The organism is Metasolibacillus fluoroglycofenilyticus (genome assembly GCF_003049645.1).
GTDB lineage: Bacteria > Bacillota > Bacilli > Bacillales_A > Planococcaceae > Metasolibacillus > Metasolibacillus fluoroglycofenilyticus.
In genome coordinates this window covers 2,010,209-2,028,945 of record NZ_PYWK01000001.1, presented here as the reverse complement: position 1 = coordinate 2,028,945, position 18,737 = coordinate 2,010,209, and the positions used below count along the sequence as shown (strand labels likewise).

22 protein-coding genes and 1 tRNA gene are annotated in these 18,737 nt (G+C 38.2%); 17 read left to right on the top strand and 6 right to left on the bottom strand.

Translation table 11 applies throughout. The annotated features are described in order from the left end of the window. Window positions 1–73 precede the first annotated feature (73 nt). From sdhA to C9J36_RS09430, 10 genes are all read left to right on the top strand, one after another. The gene (gene sdhA / locus C9J36_RS09475; RefSeq protein ID WP_107942925.1) at window positions 74–1,831 is read left to right on the top strand and encodes a succinate dehydrogenase flavoprotein subunit; all 1,758 of its coding nucleotides are present in this window, start codon (window positions 74–76) and stop codon (window positions 1,829–1,831) included. Continuing rightward, window positions 1,831–2,610: a succinate dehydrogenase iron-sulfur subunit gene (gene sdhB, locus C9J36_RS09470; protein ID WP_201261905.1), complete on the top strand. Its 780-nt coding sequence runs from the start codon at window positions 1,831–1,833 to the stop codon at window positions 2,608–2,610. Before sdhA ends, sdhB begins: the two co-directional genes overlap by 1 nt. Window positions 2,611–2,869: 259 nt before the next feature. Further along, window positions 2,870–3,316: an acyl-CoA thioesterase gene (locus C9J36_RS09465; protein ID WP_107942924.1), complete on the top strand. Its 447-nt coding sequence runs from the start codon at window positions 2,870–2,872 to the stop codon at window positions 3,314–3,316. Window positions 3,317–3,385: 69 nt separating this feature from the next. Next, the gene (locus tag C9J36_RS09460) at window positions 3,386–3,613 is read left to right on the top strand and encodes a helix-turn-helix domain-containing protein (RefSeq protein WP_042474889.1); all 228 of its coding nucleotides are present in this window, start codon (window positions 3,386–3,388) and stop codon (window positions 3,611–3,613) included. 67 nt (window positions 3,614–3,680) lie between these two features. Then, window positions 3,681–4,124 (top strand): MarR family winged helix-turn-helix transcriptional regulator, encoded by a 444-nt coding sequence (locus C9J36_RS09455; RefSeq protein ID WP_066162296.1) that lies wholly within the window; start codon window positions 3,681–3,683, stop codon window positions 4,122–4,124. A 16-nt stretch (window positions 4,125–4,140) separates the two neighbouring features. Further along, window positions 4,141–4,935 carry a glutamate racemase gene (racE, locus tag C9J36_RS09450; protein WP_107942923.1) on the top strand — a complete coding sequence of 265 codons (795 nt, stop codon included), beginning with the start codon at window positions 4,141–4,143 and terminating at the stop codon, window positions 4,933–4,935. A 165-nt stretch (window positions 4,936–5,100) separates the two neighbouring features. Continuing rightward, window positions 5,101–5,859, top strand: a complete 759-nt coding sequence (gene rph / locus C9J36_RS09445; protein ID WP_066162302.1) for a ribonuclease PH — start codon at window positions 5,101–5,103, stop codon at window positions 5,857–5,859. Window positions 5,860–5,861: 2 nt separating this feature from the next. Further along, window positions 5,862–6,455, top strand: coding sequence for an XTP/dITP diphosphatase (locus C9J36_RS09440; RefSeq protein WP_107942922.1), 594 nt, complete (start codon window positions 5,862–5,864; stop codon window positions 6,453–6,455). An 85-nt stretch (window positions 6,456–6,540) separates the two neighbouring features. Continuing rightward, on the top strand, window positions 6,541–7,047 hold the full coding sequence (locus C9J36_RS09435) for a metallophosphoesterase family protein (protein WP_107942921.1): 507 nt from the start codon (window positions 6,541–6,543) through the stop codon (window positions 7,045–7,047). Window positions 7,048–7,134: 87 nt separating this feature from the next. After that, window positions 7,135–7,208 (top strand) — tRNA-Arg (locus tag C9J36_RS09430). Between the two features lie 164 nt (window positions 7,209–7,372). Here the strand turns inward: C9J36_RS09430 and C9J36_RS17395 are convergent. From C9J36_RS17395 to C9J36_RS09405, 5 genes are all read right to left on the bottom strand, one after another. After that, the gene (locus C9J36_RS17395) at window positions 7,373–7,552 is read right to left on the bottom strand and encodes a tyrosine-type recombinase/integrase (protein ID WP_201261904.1); all 180 of its coding nucleotides are present in this window, start codon (window positions 7,550–7,552) and stop codon (window positions 7,373–7,375) included. Window positions 7,553–8,109: 557 nt separating this feature from the next. Then, the gene (locus tag C9J36_RS09420) at window positions 8,110–8,268 is read right to left on the bottom strand and encodes a uroporphyrinogen-III decarboxylase (protein WP_107942920.1); all 159 of its coding nucleotides are present in this window, start codon (window positions 8,266–8,268) and stop codon (window positions 8,110–8,112) included. A gap of 119 nt (window positions 8,269–8,387) precedes the next feature. Continuing rightward, complete coding sequence (locus tag C9J36_RS09415; protein WP_066162311.1) at window positions 8,388–8,654, bottom strand: translation initiation factor 2; 267 nt, start codon at window positions 8,652–8,654, stop codon at window positions 8,388–8,390. Window positions 8,655–8,853: 199 nt separating this feature from the next. Beyond that, complete coding sequence (locus C9J36_RS09410) at window positions 8,854–9,036, bottom strand: hypothetical protein (protein ID WP_066162314.1); 183 nt, start codon at window positions 9,034–9,036, stop codon at window positions 8,854–8,856. 409 nt (window positions 9,037–9,445) lie between these two features. Then, complete coding sequence (locus C9J36_RS09405) at window positions 9,446–10,633, bottom strand: polysaccharide deacetylase family protein (protein ID WP_107942919.1); 1,188 nt, start codon at window positions 10,631–10,633, stop codon at window positions 9,446–9,448. Window positions 10,634–10,802: 169 nt separating this feature from the next. Between C9J36_RS09405 and C9J36_RS09400 the strand changes: the two genes are divergently transcribed. From C9J36_RS09400 to C9J36_RS09385, 4 genes are all read left to right on the top strand, one after another. Beyond that, a complete protein-coding gene (locus C9J36_RS09400) occupies window positions 10,803–11,186 on the top strand; it encodes a VOC family protein (protein ID WP_107942918.1) in 384 nt (127 codons plus the stop codon). A gap of 319 nt (window positions 11,187–11,505) precedes the next feature. After that, a complete protein-coding gene (locus C9J36_RS09395; RefSeq protein ID WP_107942917.1) occupies window positions 11,506–12,363 on the top strand; it encodes an AraC family transcriptional regulator in 858 nt (285 codons plus the stop codon). Window positions 12,364–12,470: 107 nt separating this feature from the next. Then, the gene (locus C9J36_RS09390) at window positions 12,471–13,076 is read left to right on the top strand and encodes a DUF5052 family protein (RefSeq protein WP_107942916.1); all 606 of its coding nucleotides are present in this window, start codon (window positions 12,471–12,473) and stop codon (window positions 13,074–13,076) included. Between the two features lie 15 nt (window positions 13,077–13,091). Then, window positions 13,092–14,552, top strand: coding sequence for a protein adenylyltransferase SelO (locus C9J36_RS09385; RefSeq protein WP_107942915.1), 1,461 nt, complete (start codon window positions 13,092–13,094; stop codon window positions 14,550–14,552). A gap of 55 nt (window positions 14,553–14,607) precedes the next feature. Here C9J36_RS09385 and C9J36_RS09380 read toward each other — a convergent pair whose 3' ends face one another. Further along, the gene (locus C9J36_RS09380) at window positions 14,608–14,970 is read right to left on the bottom strand and encodes a CotD family spore coat protein (RefSeq protein ID WP_342472247.1); all 363 of its coding nucleotides are present in this window, start codon (window positions 14,968–14,970) and stop codon (window positions 14,608–14,610) included. A 497-nt stretch (window positions 14,971–15,467) separates the two neighbouring features. Between C9J36_RS09380 and C9J36_RS09375 the strand changes: the two genes are divergently transcribed. From C9J36_RS09375 to C9J36_RS09365, 3 genes are read left to right on the top strand one after another with little or no spacing between them, the layout of a single operon-like run. Continuing rightward, window positions 15,468–16,016 (top strand): glycerol-3-phosphate acyltransferase, encoded by a 549-nt coding sequence (locus C9J36_RS09375; protein ID WP_235616027.1) that lies wholly within the window; start codon window positions 15,468–15,470, stop codon window positions 16,014–16,016. Window position 16,017: 1 nt separating this feature from the next. After that, window positions 16,018–17,550 (top strand): aminotransferase class V-fold PLP-dependent enzyme, encoded by a 1,533-nt coding sequence (locus tag C9J36_RS09370; RefSeq protein WP_107942914.1) that lies wholly within the window; start codon window positions 16,018–16,020, stop codon window positions 17,548–17,550. Between the two features lie 51 nt (window positions 17,551–17,601). After that, window positions 17,602–18,420: a sugar nucleotide-binding protein gene (locus C9J36_RS09365; protein WP_161956398.1), complete on the top strand. Its 819-nt coding sequence runs from the start codon at window positions 17,602–17,604 to the stop codon at window positions 18,418–18,420. The last annotated feature ends 317 nt before the right edge of the window (window positions 18,421–18,737 follow it).

Sequence of the window (18,737 nt, the reverse complement as noted above, 5' to 3'; positions counted from 1 at the left end):
CGAAACAATCGCTTATTTGAAATGAGCGGGGAAAGAGAAGTTTTAGCTAAAGAAAGAGGAGTGAGAAGAAATCATGGCAAAAAGCAAAATCATCGTTGTTGGTGGCGGTTTAGCTGGCTTGATGGCAACGATTAAGGCTGCTGAAGCAGGCACTGAAGTTGAATTATTCTCATTAGTTCCAGTTAAACGCTCACACTCTGTTTGTGCGCAGGGCGGAATTAATGGTGCAGTAAATACAAAAGGTGAAGGGGACTCTCCTTGGATTCACTTTGACGATACAGTATATGGTGGCGACTTCTTAGCAAACCAACCACCAGTAAAAGCTATGTGTGACGCAGCACCTGGTATTATTCACTTAATGGACCGTATGGGTGTAATGTTCAACCGTACGCCAGAAGGTTTACTTGATTTCCGTCGTTTCGGAGGTACATTAATGCACCGCACAGCGTTCGCTGGTGCAACGACTGGTCAACAATTATTATATGCACTAGACGAGCAGGTTCGTGCACACGAAGTTGCTGGTTTAGTAACAAAATATGAACATTGGGAATTCCTTGGTGCTGTACTTGATGATGATGGCGTATGCCGCGGTATCGTAGCACAAGATTTAGTAAAAGAAGAAATCCGCGCATTCCGTGGTGATGCTGTCATTATGGCAACTGGTGGTCCTGGTATTATCTTCGGTAAAACAACAAACTCTGTAATTAACACAGGCTCTGCTGCTTCTATCGTATATCAACAAGGTGCATCTTATGCAAATGGTGAATTCATTCAAATCCACCCAACGGCGATTCCTGGCGATGATAAGAACCGCCTAATGTCTGAATCAGCACGTGGTGAAGGTGGACGAGTTTGGACTTATAAAGATGGTAAGCCTTGGTACTTCTTAGAAGAAAAATATCCAGCATACGGTAACCTAGTACCACGTGATATTGCAACACGTGAAATTTTTGATGTTTGCGTAAACCAAAAACTTGGTATTAACGGCGAAAACATGGTGTATTTAGACCTTTCTCATAAAGATCCACATGAGCTTGATGTAAAACTTGGTGGTATCATTGAAATTTATGAAAAATTCGTTGGGGATGACCCACGTAAATTACCAATGAAAATCTTCCCAGCAGTTCACTACTCAATGGGTGGTTTATGGGTTGACTACAATCAAATGACAGAAATTCCTGGATTATTTGCTGCTGGTGAGTGTGATTTCTCACAACATGGTGCAAACCGTTTAGGAGCAAACTCATTATTATCAGCTATTTACGGTGGTATGGTTGCAGGACCAAATGCTGTTGACTATGTAAAAGGTCTTAAGAAGCATGCAGAGGATTTACCAGAAACTATTTTTGAAGCACATGTGAAAGAAGAGACTGAGAAGTGGGAAGCAATCCTGAAAATGGATGGCACAGAAAATGCCTACTTATTGCATAAAGAGCTTGGCGAGTGGATGACTGACAACATGACAGTGGTACGTCATAACGACCGCCTAGAGAAAACTTACGAGAAATTAACTGAACTTCAAGAGCGTTGGGAAAATATCAATATTTATGACACGCAAAAGTGGTCAAACCAAGGTGCTCACTTTACTCGTCAGTTAAAGAATATGCTTTACCTTGCAAAAGTTATGACAAAAGGTGCGTTACTGCGTAATGAATCTCGTGGTGCACACTATAAACCTGATTTCCCGAACCGTGACGATGAAAACTTCTTGAAAACAACAATGGCGAAATTTGATCCAGCAACGGGTGAGCCTATTATTACTTACCAAGAAGTGGATGTTTCATTAATTCCGCCACGTAAACGTGACTATTCTTCGAAAGGGGATAATTAATGATGGAAGCAGTAAACACTGGTAAAACGGTTGAACTGATTATTGTTCGTCAAGATACGGAAAATGGTCCAACACGTGAAGAAAAATTTAACGTGCCTTACCGTCCCGGTATGAACGTTATCTCTGCTTTGATGCATATTCAAAAATATCCTGTAACGGCTGATGGTAAACAAACAACGCCTGTTACTTGGGATATGAACTGTTTAGAGGAAGTTTGTGGTGCATGTTCGATGGTGATTAACGGTCGTCCACAGCAATCTTGCTCGGCATTAGTAGATAAATTAGCACAACCAATTCGTTTAGAGCCAATGAAAACTTTCCCAGTTGTTCGCGACTTACAAGTAGACCGTAGCCGTATGTTCAACGCCTTGAAAAAGGTAAAAGCATGGGTGCCAATTGATGGTACTTATGATTTAGGTGAAGGTCCACGTATGCCAGAGCGCAAACGTCAATGGGCTTACGAATTATCTAAATGTATGACATGTGGTGTATGTATGGAAGCATGTCCGAACGTATCTGAAAAAGCTTCGTTTATCGGACCAGCTCCATTATCACAAGTTCGTTTATTCAACACACACCCAACAGGTGCGATGAATAAAGACGAACGTTTAGCTGCAATTATGGGCGACGGTGGTTTAGCTAACTGCGGTAACTCACAAAACTGTGTAGCTGCATGTCCAAAAGGTATTCCTTTAACAACTTCAATCGCTGCTCTTAACCGTGCTGCGACTGTTCAAATGTTCAGAAACTTCTTCGGTTCTGACCATATGGTAGACTAATTAAAAGCCATCTGAAAGTATATATGCTTTCAGATGGCTTTTTTCGTTGCAAAAAATTAGAAGCGATACTTATTTTCACTATGAAGTTCCACTGGTGAATTTTAGTAGTAACTGAAGTCAATAGATGCGAAGCTGACGCTGTTTCTAACTGAATCGCCAATCAATTCTATAAACGTAAGCTAAGTCAATACGTGAATTCTCCAATCTCTATATGTTATAATGAATGAGTATTCATTATAAGGGTTAAGGGGGATTTTTTATGCGCGCAGCATATATTGAAAATACAGAACAGTGGATGGCAGAATTTCAATTCTCGATTGAGGTGAAAGTACGCTTTAGTGAAACCGATATGTACGGGCACCTAAATAATACAGTACCGTTTACTTATTTTGAAATGGCACGTATCGAATTTTTAAAATCGCTTGGTTTAATGACGGATTGGATATCACCAAACAGTGAAACTATTCCTGTCGTTGCAGATTTGCAATGCGATTTTTTGCAACAAGTGTTTTTTGATGAACGCTTGCAAATTTTCGTAAAAGCAGCAAAAATCGGCTCTAGCTCTGTTGATATTCACTATCTTGCAAAAAATGAAAAAAATTTCCCTGTTTTTACGGGACGAGGCACAATTGTGCAAATAAATCGTGAAACAGGGAAAGCGCAAGGCTGGTCAGAGCAGACAAAACAACTAATGCTTGCGAAGTAGTGAAATCGCCCTCACCGTAATGCTCCTATTCACATATTTTACAAAGAACAGGATAGGAGGGTGTATAATATGGGGAACTCACAATCGCGCTTGTTATTAACGAAACGAGAGCGTGAAATATTCCAATTACTAATCGAAGACTACTCAACAAAGGAAATTTCGGAAAAACTTGGCATTAGCGAAAAAACTGTTCGCAATCATATTTCCAATACAATACAAAAATTAGGTGTTTCAAGTAGAACTCAAGCATTAATCGAATTATTACGACTACAAGAATTAAAGTTAAATGGAACGTAAGCTTGCTATTTTTTAAAAAAAACCTCAAAATAGAGCTATGAATTGTTGTTAGGAGTGATCTTAGAAAATGCAAAATAACGAAAAACATAGTGCTGATTCTATAGCTACCATAGAAAAAGAACTGCGATTTATTTCACACTTAGTTAAACAAAAAGGTCGCGAAATTTTAAGTAACTATACAATAACACCTCCGCAATTTGTAGCGCTACAATGGTTGCAAGAAGCAGGCGATATGACAATTGGTGACTTATCAACCAAAATGTATTTAGCTTTTAGTACGACGACAGATTTAGTGGATAGAATGGAAAAAACAAAACTTGTACAGCGTGTTCGTGATGAACAGGATCGACGTGTTGTACGCATTCATTTACTGCCTGAGGGAGAGCGTATCATTCAAGAAGTAATCGAGCAACGACGACACTATTTACGAAATATTATGGATGATTTTGATGTCGAAGAAGCAACTGATTTAGTACGACTTTTAAAGAAATTACATGTACAAATGAAATAGGATTGAGGCGGTTTATATGGATGCCCCTATAGGTGTAATTGATTCGGGTGTCGGTGGATTAACGGTAGCTAAAGCTATCATGAAACTGCTTCCGAATGAAATCATATACTATATTGGTGATACTGCTAGATGCCCATATGGACCACGGACAGAGCAAGAAGTACGCCAATTTACGTGGCAAATGGCGAAAGCTTTAGAAAAAATGAACATTAAAATGCTTGTTGTTGCTTGTAATACAGCGTCGGCGGTATCTTTGGAGAGCTTGCAAAGAAAAATGTCGATACCTGTTATCGGCGTAATCAACGCAGGTGCACGTGCTGCAATCAAAAAAACAAAGCGTAATGAGGTTGTTGTACTCGCTACAGAAGGTACAATAAAAAGCGCTGCATATGAAAAAGCACTATACTCGCTATCAACAAAGGTGAAGGTGCTTCCGCTCGCTTGCCCGACATTTGTTCCACTTGTGGAAAGTGGGGAATATGAAGGCCAATTTTCTTTTAATTTAGTGGCGGATGGTCTGAAGCCAATTAAAGACTCAAGCTTTGACACAGTCATTTTAGGCTGTACACATTACCCTATCATTCAAAAGCAAATTGAAGCCGCTATAGGAGCGGGCATACATGTTGTTTCTTCAGCGGAAGAAACTGCTTGTCATGTGTGGGAAACTTTATCTTATCATCATCAATTGCGCACAAATGAAATGACGCCACGGCATGTTTTTTTTGCGTCAGGGTCTGTGCCTATTTTCCGCTCAATAGCTGAACGCTGGCTAGAGAAGGAAAACTTATCAATCGAGCGCATTACATTTTAATAAGTTAAGCTGTTAGGAAGTAACTGTCTGAAAAATCATTTTAGACGGTTTCTTTCCTGCGGCTTTTTCTTTTTCATGTTAGTATAATATTTCGTACCACTTACTACTTTTTTTGACTACATAATATATGGTAAGATTAGTGCGCGTAAGAAAAGGAGGATTTTCATGATTAGATATGATGAAAGGGCGGTAGATGAGCTACGCCAAGTCCATATTGATACAAATTATTTAATACATCCAGAAGGCTCTGTACTAATTACTGTAGGGAATACAAAAGTCATTTGTACAGCGACAATAGAAGACAAAGTACCGGGCTTTTTAAGAGGGCAGGGGAAGGGCTGGATTACAGCAGAATATTCAATGCTGCCCAGAGCCACAGCGCAGCGCACACAGCGTGAATCAGCGCGTGGTAAGGTAAATGGTCGCACGATGGAAATACAGCGTCTAATCGGGCGTGCATTGCGTGCTGTCGTCGATTTACAAGCATTAGGTGAAAAAACAATATGGATTGATTGTGATGTAATTCAGGCGGATGGCGGCACACGTACAGCATCCATCACAGGTGCTTTTGTGGCGATGGCACAAGCGATTGCCAAATTTGCAGAAGAAAAACCGTTTGAAACATTCCCAATCATCGATTATTTAGCTGCAACAAGTGTTGGAATTGTCGAGGAGATTGGCGCTGTAGTAGACTTAAACTATGTCGAGGACGTCGCTGCAATGGTCGATATGAATATCGTTATGACAGGTGCAGGACGCTTCGTGGAAGTGCAAGGTACAGGTGAGGAAGCAACATTCTCCCGTGCTGAATTGAATGAATTATTAGCATTAGGTGAGATGGGTATTAAGGAGCTTATCCTACAGCAAAAGCAAGCACTCGGTCCTATCGCTACATTGATTGATAACAGAAAGGAAGCGCAATAACGATGACAAAGCAAGTAGTAATTGCAACAAAAAATAAAGGCAAAGCAAAAGATTTTGAAGCGTTATTTACACCGCTCGGCTATGAGGTAGTCACAATGTTTGATGTTGCGCCACACATGGAAATCGAAGAAACTGGCACAACATTTGAAGAAAATGCAATATTAAAGGCGGAGGCTTTAGCCGAGTCACTTCAAATGCTTGTAATCGCAGATGACAGCGGTTTAGCAATTGATGTATTAAACGGAGAACCAGGCGTCTATTCAGCGCGTTATGCAGGAGATCACGATGATGAGGCGAATATTGTTAAAGTGTTAGAAAAGCTTCAAGGTGTGCCTGAGGAACAACGGACAGCACGTTTTTGCTGCGCATTGGCAGTTGCAGGGCCTAAATTAGAAACATATACAGTATTTGGCACATGCGAGGGCTATATTTTACAAGAGAAGCGCGGTACAAACGGATTCGGCTATGATCCAATTTTTTACGTGCCTCATTTACAGCGCTCAATGGCAGAGCTTTCACCAGAGGAAAAAGGCGCCATTTCACATCGTGGCAACGCCATTCGCAAATTAGCAGACGCACTTCCAACGTTAATTTAATCTTATATTAATAATCCGAGGGGAATATACACAAACCTCACGAGCTGAAGAAGCACTTTATTGCAATAAAGAGGGGGCAGTAAATATGAAAATACTAGTAATGAGCGACACGCATGGGGATGCAGAGGTAATTCGTCATGTACGCAACCAACATGAAGATATTGATGTACTAATCCACTGTGGAGATAGCGAACTTTCATATGAGCACCCTCATTTGGCAGGGATGATTCGGGTGCGTGGCAATTGTGACCATACGGACACTCGCTTTCCTGATGAGCAAGTAGTATCACATGGGGATGTAAAAATTTTCGTCACACATGGTCATCTATTCCAAGTCAAATCGTCATTATTAAACTTAACATATCGTGCGAAAGAGCTTGGTGCGACGATTTGTTGCTTCGGACATTCCCATTTGCTTGGTGCCGAGATGATTGATGGCATTCTCTACATCAACCCGGGCAGCTTATTAATGCCGAGAGGGCGCCGCGAGCAAAGCTATGTCGTTCTGAGAAAGGAACACACAAAGTACATCATAGAATGTTTTACCCGCCAAGCTGAATTATTCGAAACAGTACAATTTGAACAGCAATAATTTTAAAAATTATATTGACTTTACGATGCTTTATTCATATAATAAATATTGTCTTTAATACCAGTTATGTATGTTATTAAAGCAATTGTCTCCATAGCTCAGCTGGATAGAGCACGGGCCTTCTAAGCTCGCGGTCGTAGGTTCGAATCCTACTGGGGACGTTTTTTAGTAAAAATCACATGTGAGAGTGTGAGAATAAAGACGTTAGAAATATTGATATATCAATGTTTCTAACGTCTTTTACTTTTCTTGGAATACGATAGAAAACGGTAGAGTTTTGAATTTAGGTATACAAAATGTATACAAGGTAAACATCCTTAAAAGCTTATTGTACATAGACATTCACCGCGATTAATTCGTCACGTTGTTCCATTTCTTTTAATACGTGAGAATAATGATTTAATGTTGTTTGAATATCAGCGTGTCCGAGCCGTTTTGATACAGAGTGAATATTTGCTCCTTTATAAAGTAGTACACTCGCATGTGTATATCGTAAGCCATGCATCTTTCTAGCCTATTTAAAATGCCTGTGAGCACTTTATTCGTTCTATGCAGCCTACACTGTTCGGATGATAAAATAGTAAATCGTGTGGTGTTACAGGCTGTGCCAGAATTAATTTTTAAACTATTGTTTATCAATTATTATTTTGTGTCCCTTACACATGCCCTTATGTGCGTATTTAGCTTTTGCATAGGTAATATGCTAGTACACGATTCACACTATCAACCATATTGAGATTTTACGTTTTTACCCATTCCTCGAAATAGTCTGCGAAAGAACGCCCTTTTATATTGAATTCTATTCCTTTAGCCAAGGGTAACTCAGCTTCGGTTACTGCTAATATTTCATTGCTTCACTAATTAATTTTAATGCACGGTTCATTTAACAAGTTTAAAGGCAGGTGAGAGATTGTATAATATCGCTGAACTACGAGCAGAGTATGAGAACTTATATACCAAATGTAATTGTTTATGTGGGGTTTTACTAAGCACAATGAAAATTGCTTTAAAAAGAAAAAATGTTTGAATCCAAAGAACTCAAACATTACTAAAAGGCAAGCTTTACGATGGGTTAATGACGCCGGAATCATTTCCTTGCTGTGTTTGCCCTTCAGTTTCATAGAGGTCATAAGCAATTAATGTTACTTCTAATTTTTCTTCCAGATGTTTTATTTCATTAAGTTGCTCAGGTTCAAGAGCTGCGAACTTTGTTTTTACCAAATCAATCACATCCTCACTCGGTTATTAAAGTTAGTATGAGAAATTATTAAGTATTTATTCTTGAATCAAAATCCGCAGTATGACAGGTCAGAAAATAACAAAATTGACCAATTAATTGGTCAATATCGCATCATTTTTTTTACTTGTTTTAATTCATTTATTAAATAGTCTATCTGTTTTTGTAAGTCCTCTACATCTTTAGATTGGTCACTATTTTGATTTTGAGGATTTTGGTTACTTGATTTTTCTAAAGCATTTAATGCTAAACCTGCTGCAACAGCAGAAAGGGCGTCGCCCAATGTTGCAATTGAAGCGCCGATATATGCAAGTCTAGCTATCTGAATATCTGTTATATCTGAAGGTTGTTGTGGATTATTTTTAACCATTCTTATCAATATCCCCTTTTCTTTCATAGTGATAAATAGCCTTAAATGTATCCTATGTGTTTAAGGAAAGAAGGGTGACGATATGAATTTTATTGTTGGCTGAATCTAATATGTACAAAAATGTGCAGTAATTGAGGTATAGAAATGTTGACAGCACTTGGGTTTCAGCTAGGTAATTAATTAGCTGTTTTCTATCTGATTACCTTCTATTAAGTGGATATCTTTTATTAATGGTTATTCCTGCAACAGTGAAAGTTGCACCAGCACTTGATAAATAGTAACCATTTATTATTTCAGGTAAAAAACTTAAGAAACTTCCTATTGCAGATAAAAGTATAAGTAATATGCCTGATACAATCAAAAAATTACCAAGTTTAAACATATAGCTACACCTCCTTTTTTATTGATATTAGATTATATGCTAAAAATATGGGAGGTATTTTAATTTATGATTGTTAATACTTTGCATTAACTGAGCATTAAGCACAATGCCGATTATGCTGGCAGCAGTATGTCGTTAGTGCATTAACCTCTATACATGACAACCATCTTTTTTGAATAAATTTATTCCTATTGGCAATAATAAAAATGATGGTTGGTTAGCCATCATTTTTTAGGGCGCAAAAGATTCCAAAGGAATCTGCGCCTTTAATTTTAAAAAATGAATATATAGTAAATCGAAATCGGTCGCAGTAATGCGGCTTTTTATTTTGATTAAATTTGCACTGTCAACGAAAAACTGCGTGAAGCCCTCTAATTTGGAGGTTTTCACGCAGTTTTTCGTTAGTAGGCTAGTTTTCCACTAATTCAATGAATTCCTCTAATGTATGGTCGTAATTGACAGCTAGCCGTTTTAATTTATAAGGGTTATCACCGATTTTGACCTTTCCTTTTTTGATTGTAAAGGCCATTTTCATATCGAGTTCTTTCAAAATTTTAATTGTTTGCCTTTTGTGCTGACCGAATGGGTAGGCCATATATTGTGAATCAATCATATCGATATTCATTTGGAAATCATTTTTTACTTCTTCATAGCTTTTGAGCAGGACATGGCTTTTTCCGTTTTCCGCCGCATGTAAATTATGTGTGTGACTTTGAAGGTCGAATATGTCCTTCATTGCCTCGACTTCGGTTATGCTTAAAGTTTGAATGGCATCAGGGGTGAAGTCTGGTGTTTTGTCAAGATGAATTCTGCTTGTAATTAAAAACTCAGTAGCTTGGAAATGATACTTCTTTAAAATAGGGTGCCCATATAGATAATTGGATTTTAGTCCATCATCAAATGTAATCGCTACGACTTTCCCAGGTAAATTTATTTCTTTATTTAAAAATTGCTCTAAATCCTGTAATAAAATGGTTTGATAGCCGTTGTCGGATAGCCATTTCATTTGTGCTTCAAAATTTTCAACAGAAGTTACTGCAGATATATCACGAAACTTTTTGTTTAGGGCATCAGGCAGTAAATGATGGTACATGAGGACGGGGATGCCCTTATCCTTTTCAGTATTTTCTTTATGAATATAACCGATTTTTCCACCGATTTTCACTTTATACCAATTAAAATAATGATTCGAGACGATTGGATAGCGTTGATTTTTTGCAATGACAGCAATTGACTTCGCTTTAGGTGAGGCTTTTTCATAAACAGTCGTGTTTTCATTTATAATAATAATTTTCTTCGATTTATATTCCTTTGATACTTTTTCCTTTTTTGAAGTCGCTGTTGCATGATTTTTAGCTACATAGCCGACTCCATTTCCGAAGTTTATTTTCCAATAGTTTTGCTCTTCGCTATTTACTTTATAAGTTTGATGTATTTTCAAAAAGCCGACAGACGCTCTGCTCGTTATATTGTTAAAAACAGGTACATCGTCCTCTTTTATCGTAATATAATTGACTTCGCTTGCTTCTCCTTCACTTAAATTGATTGCAAATAGCAATATAAAAAATAGGATAAAATAGCTTACTTTTTTTAACATGAACTATCATAGCTCCTTCTATTTCTCTGTCTAATTATTAGTGTTTAAAAAATATTAGTCAATACCAAAAATAACAGCTCATTCCAATTTGCTATTTCTCAAGTGAGATGGAAACGATACTTTCAGAATGTTATAATAATAGTTGAAATTTTTAAGGGGTGGGGAAAAAATGAAATTAGCAATGAAGTATATCATTCTGTATGTAAATGATTTAGAGAAAACAATGCATTTTTATCAAAATATTTTAGGGTTGTCTGTCAAAATGCAACAAGGAACGTATGTTGAATTTGATACGGGACAAACAACGTTATCGTTTAATACACGTCAGTCAGTTAATGAGGAAATAGGACTGGAAGTGCCAGAAGCATTGACAGCCTCGCAAACATTTGAAATTGGTTTTGTGGTGGAGGATGTACAGGCAACAATTGAAACGCTTCGTACACAGGGGGTAAAAGTGGTGAAGGAGCCAGTAGTAAAGCCATGGGGGCAAACTGTTGCTTACGTTGCAGACCCAGACGGACATTATATTGAAATATGTACATCTATGGAATAAAGCACCCTTATAATGGACAGGAGTATGCATACATAATAACTACACATTATAAAAGAGATTTAACGAAGGTTGAGTTCTAAGGTGTAGTATTGGTATATGCAAATTGAATATTTAGTTAAATAAATCAGAGGGTCCATTTGATAAGATGCAAGGAATTAAAACGTATTTAATGGAAAGTCTCAAAAATAAACCATCGTTAAGAACGGAAAATCCGCACCAAGAGGATTTTTCAACTTTCAAACCTGTCCACTGTGGGCATAAAATGACAGGACGAGGCAGCACAGGTAGATGTATGCTTTAAGCAAGGAGTGAGGGCGTAATGAGTTGGATAGAGTCGATTCAAAAGGCGATTCATTATATGGAGGAGCATTTGTTAGAAAATATAACGATAGAGCAAATCGCACGTGAAGCTAATTGTTCAGTTTATCATTTTCAACGAACATTCTCGTTATTAACAGATATGACAATTGCTGATTATATAAGAAAGCGCAGATTAACGTTGGCAGCACAGGAAGTGTTGATGACAGAACAAAAAATAATCGACCTTGCCTACAAATATGGCTATGATTCTCCTGAAGCATTTACAAAGGCGTTCCGCAAGTTACACGGTGTGACGCCGAGTGATGCAAGAAAAAAACAATGCGTACTACAAGCATATAACCGCCTCGTTATCCAGGTGAGTTTGAAGGGAGCAGAACCGATGAAGTACAAAATTATTGAAAAAGAAGCGTTTCAAGTTGTAGGAATTAAAAGAACATATAATTGTTCAAATGGCGAGAATTTGCAAGGAATTCCGGTATTTTGGAATGAAGTAAATGAAAACGGCACTGACACGGAGTTATTTAGACTGAACAATGGCGAAATTAAAGGTGTGCTAGGTGTTTGCTTACCACAAAAAGATGCAGGTAATATGATTGATTATTGGATTGCTACTGCTGCTAACGGCGAGACACCGAAGCATTTAGCGACATTAGAAATTCCAGCAGCAAAATGGGTTGTGTTTGAAGTAGTTGGTCCAATGCCTGAGGCGATGCAAAATGCTTGGAAGAAAATTTATTCTGAATGGTTTCCTTCGAATCCATATGAGCCTGCTGGAACAGCGGAACTAGAAGTATATTCTGATGAAGACCCATTTAAGGAAGATTTAGTATCTGAAATTTGGATTCCAGTTAAATAACTTTGTACTCCCCTAAGCCCTGTTTCTCGGTTTAGGGGTTTTTAAAATGAAACTATTTACAAGATGAACCGTAAAAATAGTAAAGAAAGCAAGGGAGAGTTATACATATGAAAAAATTTATTTTAGTATTCGTATTAGGTGTTTCAATACTTACATTAGCGGGTTGTAACCTTTTACAATGGGGTTTTGGCAATATAAAGGAGCAATTTATAGGGAGAGAAATTACGATACAAACATATGATGAGAGTAGTCAAATTATTGACCAAATCAAAGGAAAAAGTGTTAGTATCAAGGCGGATGATAAATTTGCGATGAAGGATGCTGAAGGTAATACTGTTGAAAAATCGTCAGTGCTTGATATTACGATTGGTGGCAAGCAAATGCTGCATGTTGGAAGTAGCTTAATAGCTTATGAGGACGGTTTAACAAATATTTTTGAGGAATATGCACAAACTGTAGATATTGATAATTTTGATCGTTCTGTACCGTTTATTAATCGCATGGTGAATGATATGAAAAATTCAACGATAGGGAAGGATAAGATTGTATTAATTCGTTCACAAGCAGGGCAACCACTTGCAACATTTGTTGGGGAGGATGTAAGCTATTTTGCAACGGAAATTGATAAGGCAACAGGCTTATTGATTGATGATCGTTATTTATTCATTTATCGTTGTGATTATACAATTTACGATTTAGCATTATTACAATAAGATAGGAGGCATTTTATGAATAGTGGCTGGTGTTTTGATAACAGCTATGCACAGCTACCCCATACTTTTTTTGCATCGATGGCGTTGAATCCTGTTCAGAAGCCAAAGCTTGTCATTCTCAATGAGCAGCTTGCCTCAAAGCTTGGTTTAAATGGACTGTCATTGCAAAGTGAAGAAGCAATTCTAGAGTTCGCTGGAAATAAGGAGCCTGTTGGCAGCTTGCCTTTAGCACAAGCGTATGCAGGTCATCAGTTTGGTCATTTTAATATGCTTGGTGATGGACGAGCTATACTTTTAGGAGAGCATATAACACCAGACAATGAGCGCGTTGATATTCAATTAAAGGGTGCTGGGCGAACGCCTTTTTCGCGCGGTGGAGATGGGCGTGCGGCGCTAGGGCCGATGTTGCGTGAATATATTATTAGTGAGGCAATGCATGCGCTCGGCATTCCGACAACGCGCAGCTTAGCGGTTGTTACGACGGGTGAAATGATTATGCGAGAGCAGGCGTTGCAAGGAGCTATACTAACACGCGTTGCCAGCAGCCATTTGCGCGTAGGTACATTTCAATATGCGGCAAGATGGGGCACGAAGGAGGAGCTTCAGGCTTTAGCAGATTATGCTATACAGCGCCATTACCCTGAGCTACAAAATGAGGAGCAGCGATATACGAAATTGCTTGAAGCTGTTATTGAAAAACAGGCTGAATTGATTGCAAAATGGCAATTAGTAGGCTTTATCCATGGCGTGATGAACACGGATAATATGACAATTAGCGGTGAGACGATTGATTATGGACCGTGTGCGTTTATGGACCAATATAAACCTTCAACAGTGTTTAGCTCCATTGATGCAAATGGTCGTTATGCATATCAAAACCAACCGAATATGGCACTTTGGAATTTAGCTCGATTTGCGGAATCCTTGCTATTGTTAATGGACCCTGATTCGGCACAAGCAATTAAAATTGCTGAGCAGACACTTCAACGCTTTCCTCAATTGTATGAAGCTAACTGGTTAGCGGGAATGCGCTTAAAGCTTGGGCTTATAACAGAGGAAACACAAGACCTTGCGTTAATTGACGAGCTACTGCAATGGATGGAAGTGAATGAAGCTGATTATACAAATACTTTTCGCATTTTAACTTTAGGACAATTTGAAAACAATGCGCTGTTCCAACTTGAGACATTCAAACAGTGGCAAAATAAATGGCAAGAGCGATTACAGCGACAACCGCGACAACCGCAACCAGCTGAGCTTGTCCAGCTTACAATGCGACAGCATAATCCAGCTATAATCCCGCGTAATCATCGTGTGGAAGAGGCATTAGACGCTGCTAATGAAGGGAATTTGCTACCTTTGCAGCAATTGTTAGAAGTATTGACACAGCCTTTTGCTTATACCACTGAGCAAGAAAAGTATGCAGCATTACCCCCTGCTACAAGCTGCACCTACAGAACATTTTGCGGAACTTAATTGTGTGAGAATTGTGTGAGTGCCTGGCACCCACACAATTCTCGTTTTTTATTTATTAACGTCTGCCACGTCTATGATTGCATGGATTAAATGGCTGACCACACATTGTTGTCGTTTCAAAGCATTCATTCATGACGGATTGTGTATGTGGGAAGTAGTGTTGATTATTAATCATTTGGCGATTTACAACTGTTAAGTGGGAAGGGTGAACATGCGGTACAACTGTATTTGTCACATTTGTTTGTACAAATTGACGCGTTGGTGAAACGATTGGTTGACTGAATTGTGTTGGTCCTACTTGTGTTGGTAAAAATTGCGCATCTCTTCCTGCCATCTGATTGCCTCCAAATGCACCGCCAACCATGTTGTCCCAGTAGCCACCTCTATTAGGGGGATTGCCCCCAAATCTATTAACCATTTTGAGTCCTCCTTTTTCGCTGAAATAGTAAGTCATATTTAACATATGAGAAAGGATGACACAGTTCTATAGTTATGCCTATTGTGAAGTAGAAAAAATAGAAGTAGTCTGATTCCACATGGTAATGAATTAATGTAAAATATAAGAAAATTCCATCGTTTAAGGGAAGGAGGTTTAACTTCTTTCAGCAATGTTTTTTGCGACGAGTAACCGCAGGAGCACATGTTTTTTGCGACGAGTAACCGCAGGATTTTGTATTGAAAGCAAAGCGATAGGTATAAAAGACCTCTGCAAGTAACGAAATGATGGGAGGCGGGATTGTCACAGAGGAACATAGTCTAAGGTGCGTAACGATAATCGGATGGGCCTAAAGCTGAAACCAAACTAGAGTTAGCCAAGACGTAATTGATTAAAGAGAGAAATGGGGCGGAGCATGTGAAGAAAATGGGTAATATTTACAGAAGTAGAGCGCAATTATCCAAAGTAGTGAAAAGTCGATGATGATTGTTTATTATTTATTAGGCAGCTATTTATTAGGCGCAATAATGACTGCGTGGTTTGTAGGGAAATGGTATGGTTATTCGTTGCAGCGACAGTCCAGCGGGAATTTGGGTGCACGTAATGCGGGAAGGGTTTTGGGCAAAAAGGCTTTTGTCGTGACGGCAGTAGGTGATGGTTTAAAAGGTGTCATTGTTGTATTAATTGGACATTATGCTCAATTTGAAGACACGATTATTACATGGGCGGTGTTTTGTACATTGCTTGGGCATCTCTATCCCTGCTGGCTTCGTTTTAAGGGAGGAAAAGGAGTTGCTACGATTGTTGGTGCTCTTGTTGCACTGAATTTTTCCTATTTTCCTATATTCATTTTTAGTTTTATAGCGTCGGCTTATTTTTTAAAAAGTGCAACATTTGGCTTCTGTATTGCGTTGATTTTATATAGTATGATTGTTATTTTTACAGGAGTGTTACCTGCAACGCTTATTTGCAGTATTATAATTGTTTTATGGCAGCATCGACAAAACATAAAAGAAAGGCTGATTTAGTATGTACTGGTGTAAAATAGCGACAACTGAAAAAGAATTTGACCAAATAGCAGCATTAAATTATGCAACATTCGTGGAGGAAATCCCGCAGCACGAACCGAATGCAACACGTCGCCTAGTAGATAAATTTCATGCAGATAATACATATCTTGTCGTCTATAAAGAGCAACAGTTAATTGGTATGCTAGCACTGCGTGATAAACGCCCCTTCTCGTTAGATAGTAAAATAGGCGATGTAGAACAATATTTACCAGATGAAATTTGCGATAAGTTATGTGAAGTCCGACTGCTAGCAATCAAAACGCAGTTTCGTAATGGGCGCGTGTTTTTTCGTCTTGCGCAGGCATTAGCAAATTATTTATTTGAGCGTCGATATACAGCTTGTGTCATATCCGGTACAACAAGGGAAGAGAAACTATATAAACAAATGGGCTTTCACCAATTTGCTGAGGCTGTGGGAACAAATGAAGCGTTATTTTTACCAATGGTATTAACGAGAGAAAATAGCGCATCTTTACGTCAGCGTTTAAGGCGACATGCTTTGACTTTTTATCCGGGTCCCGTATACCAGCAAGAGCCGCTTTCCTATACGGATTTATCGCATCGTTCCTTTGCCTTTCAATTGCTGTTTCAAGAGCTGCAGCAGCGTTTATTAGCATTGGCACATACACAGTATGTAACGCCATTTGTTGGCACAGGGACATTGGCGAATGAAGTAATGCTGGCACAATTAAAGTCTGATTTTTCAGAGAGTAAAGGATTCATTATAACAAATGGTGAGTTTGGTGAGCGTTTAGCAAAACAGGCAAAGCAACAGGAAATGCTGTTTGATGTGCTAACCTTCGCTTGGCATGAGCCATTTGATTTAGCACGCATTGAAGAAAGGCTTGCGCAAGGGGAGTATAAATGGCTGCTCTATGTACATGGCGAAACGTCGACTGGGATGTGTAATGGTGACCAGCTAGCTAAGATTGCTGCACGCTATGATGTGGTCGTCTGCGCTGATTGTATTAGCTCATTTGGTGCATTCCCATTCTCGCTAGCGCCATTTTATTTGGCAACGGCTGTTAGCGGTAAGGCAATTGGAGCACTTAGTGGATTATCCTTTGTTTTTTCGAATCATCAGCCGCAGCCTAGTCAGGCACCGCTCTATATCAATCTAGCATACTATGCCAATTGGCAAATACCGTTTACATTGCCGGCAGCACTTCTTCATAGCTCGTTAGCTGCATTGCGCTACTATCCTGAACGCTATGAGCTGTTGACACAGCGCATGAAAATGCTAGAAGGGTGGTCATGCTATAAAAAATATGCGTATAAAACAAATGCTTATCCGATGATTGCAACATTTGCATTGCCGTATGAATTGCGCCGTTTTGGCATTGATTTAAAGCTGAACGGTATTTACTTGCATGATGAAAGTAGTTATTTGCAAGCTAGAGATTTAGTACAGCTAAGCATTATTCAACCTTATTTTGAAGAAGCCTTTACCTTATTAACGACTATTTACACAAAGTATCAATTACTTGATTAAAGAAAAAGTGTGACGTTTATTACTGCTGTATTTTAAAAAGGAGGCTGTATCTTGAAGAGAATATTAATCCTCGGGGCAAGTGGTTTAGTTGGAAAAGCGATAGCGAAGGAATGTTTAAATGATTTCGATGTATATGGTACTTATTTTTCAACAGCGACGGAGCTTGCATTTGACAAGCAATTTCAATTAAATGTGCAGGATGGGGAAGTGATACGTGAAATACTTCAATTAACTAAGCCAGATATTATTGTTTCCAGTTTAAGGGGCGATTTTGAAGAGCAATTTAATTTCCATAGTCTTCTCGCTAATGAATTAAAAAGCACAAAAAGTTTACTTTATTATTTCTCGACTACAAATGTTTTCGATGGCGATTTATCAAAACATCATAATGAAAATGATGAACCTATTTCAAAATCAGATTACGGTCAATATAAAATAAGATGTGAGAAGATGTTAGTAGAATCACTTGGAAATCGTGCCAATATAATTAGAATTCCTGGGATTTGGGGAAAGAATTCGCCCCGCTTTAATGATGTGAAATCGAAAATTGAATCAGCTATGCCGATACAGGCTTATAGTAATTTACAATGTAATTTTTTATTAGATATACAATTAGCCCGTCAAATGCGTTTCATCTTTGAAAATGAATTAAAGGGAATTTTCCATTTATGTGCAGTAGATATGATGGAAGAAAGTGAATTCTATGAAGAATTGATTCACAAACTTACAAATGAAAATATAAATATTCAATATAATCTTTATCAAAATGTTGAAACTACTCATTATTTTGGTCTGCTATCAAATCGTGACGATATACCAAAATCTATGAAAATGACGAATAAAGAAATTATTGCTTATTTAGCACAATAAGTTTTAAATAAATACGCTGCTCTATTGAAAAGGTGAATAATTAATAAACTAGGCTATCTAAAAAGATATTCCTTTTCAGATAGCCTTAACTTTTATTAATTAATATTGACTAAAATTTGGTATATCTACCGTTTCGCCTTTGACATATAAAAGATTTTCTCCTGCAGTAGTCACAATTAATTGTCACTATCCTCACAGCAAAGGGTCGTCTCAAAATCACATTTTAGACGCCTTTTTTTATTTCGCCTGTTTAAATGCACTCGTTCTTCTTTTGACTGACTCGCATGCAATTCTCCCTTATTTCTTCAAAATTAAAT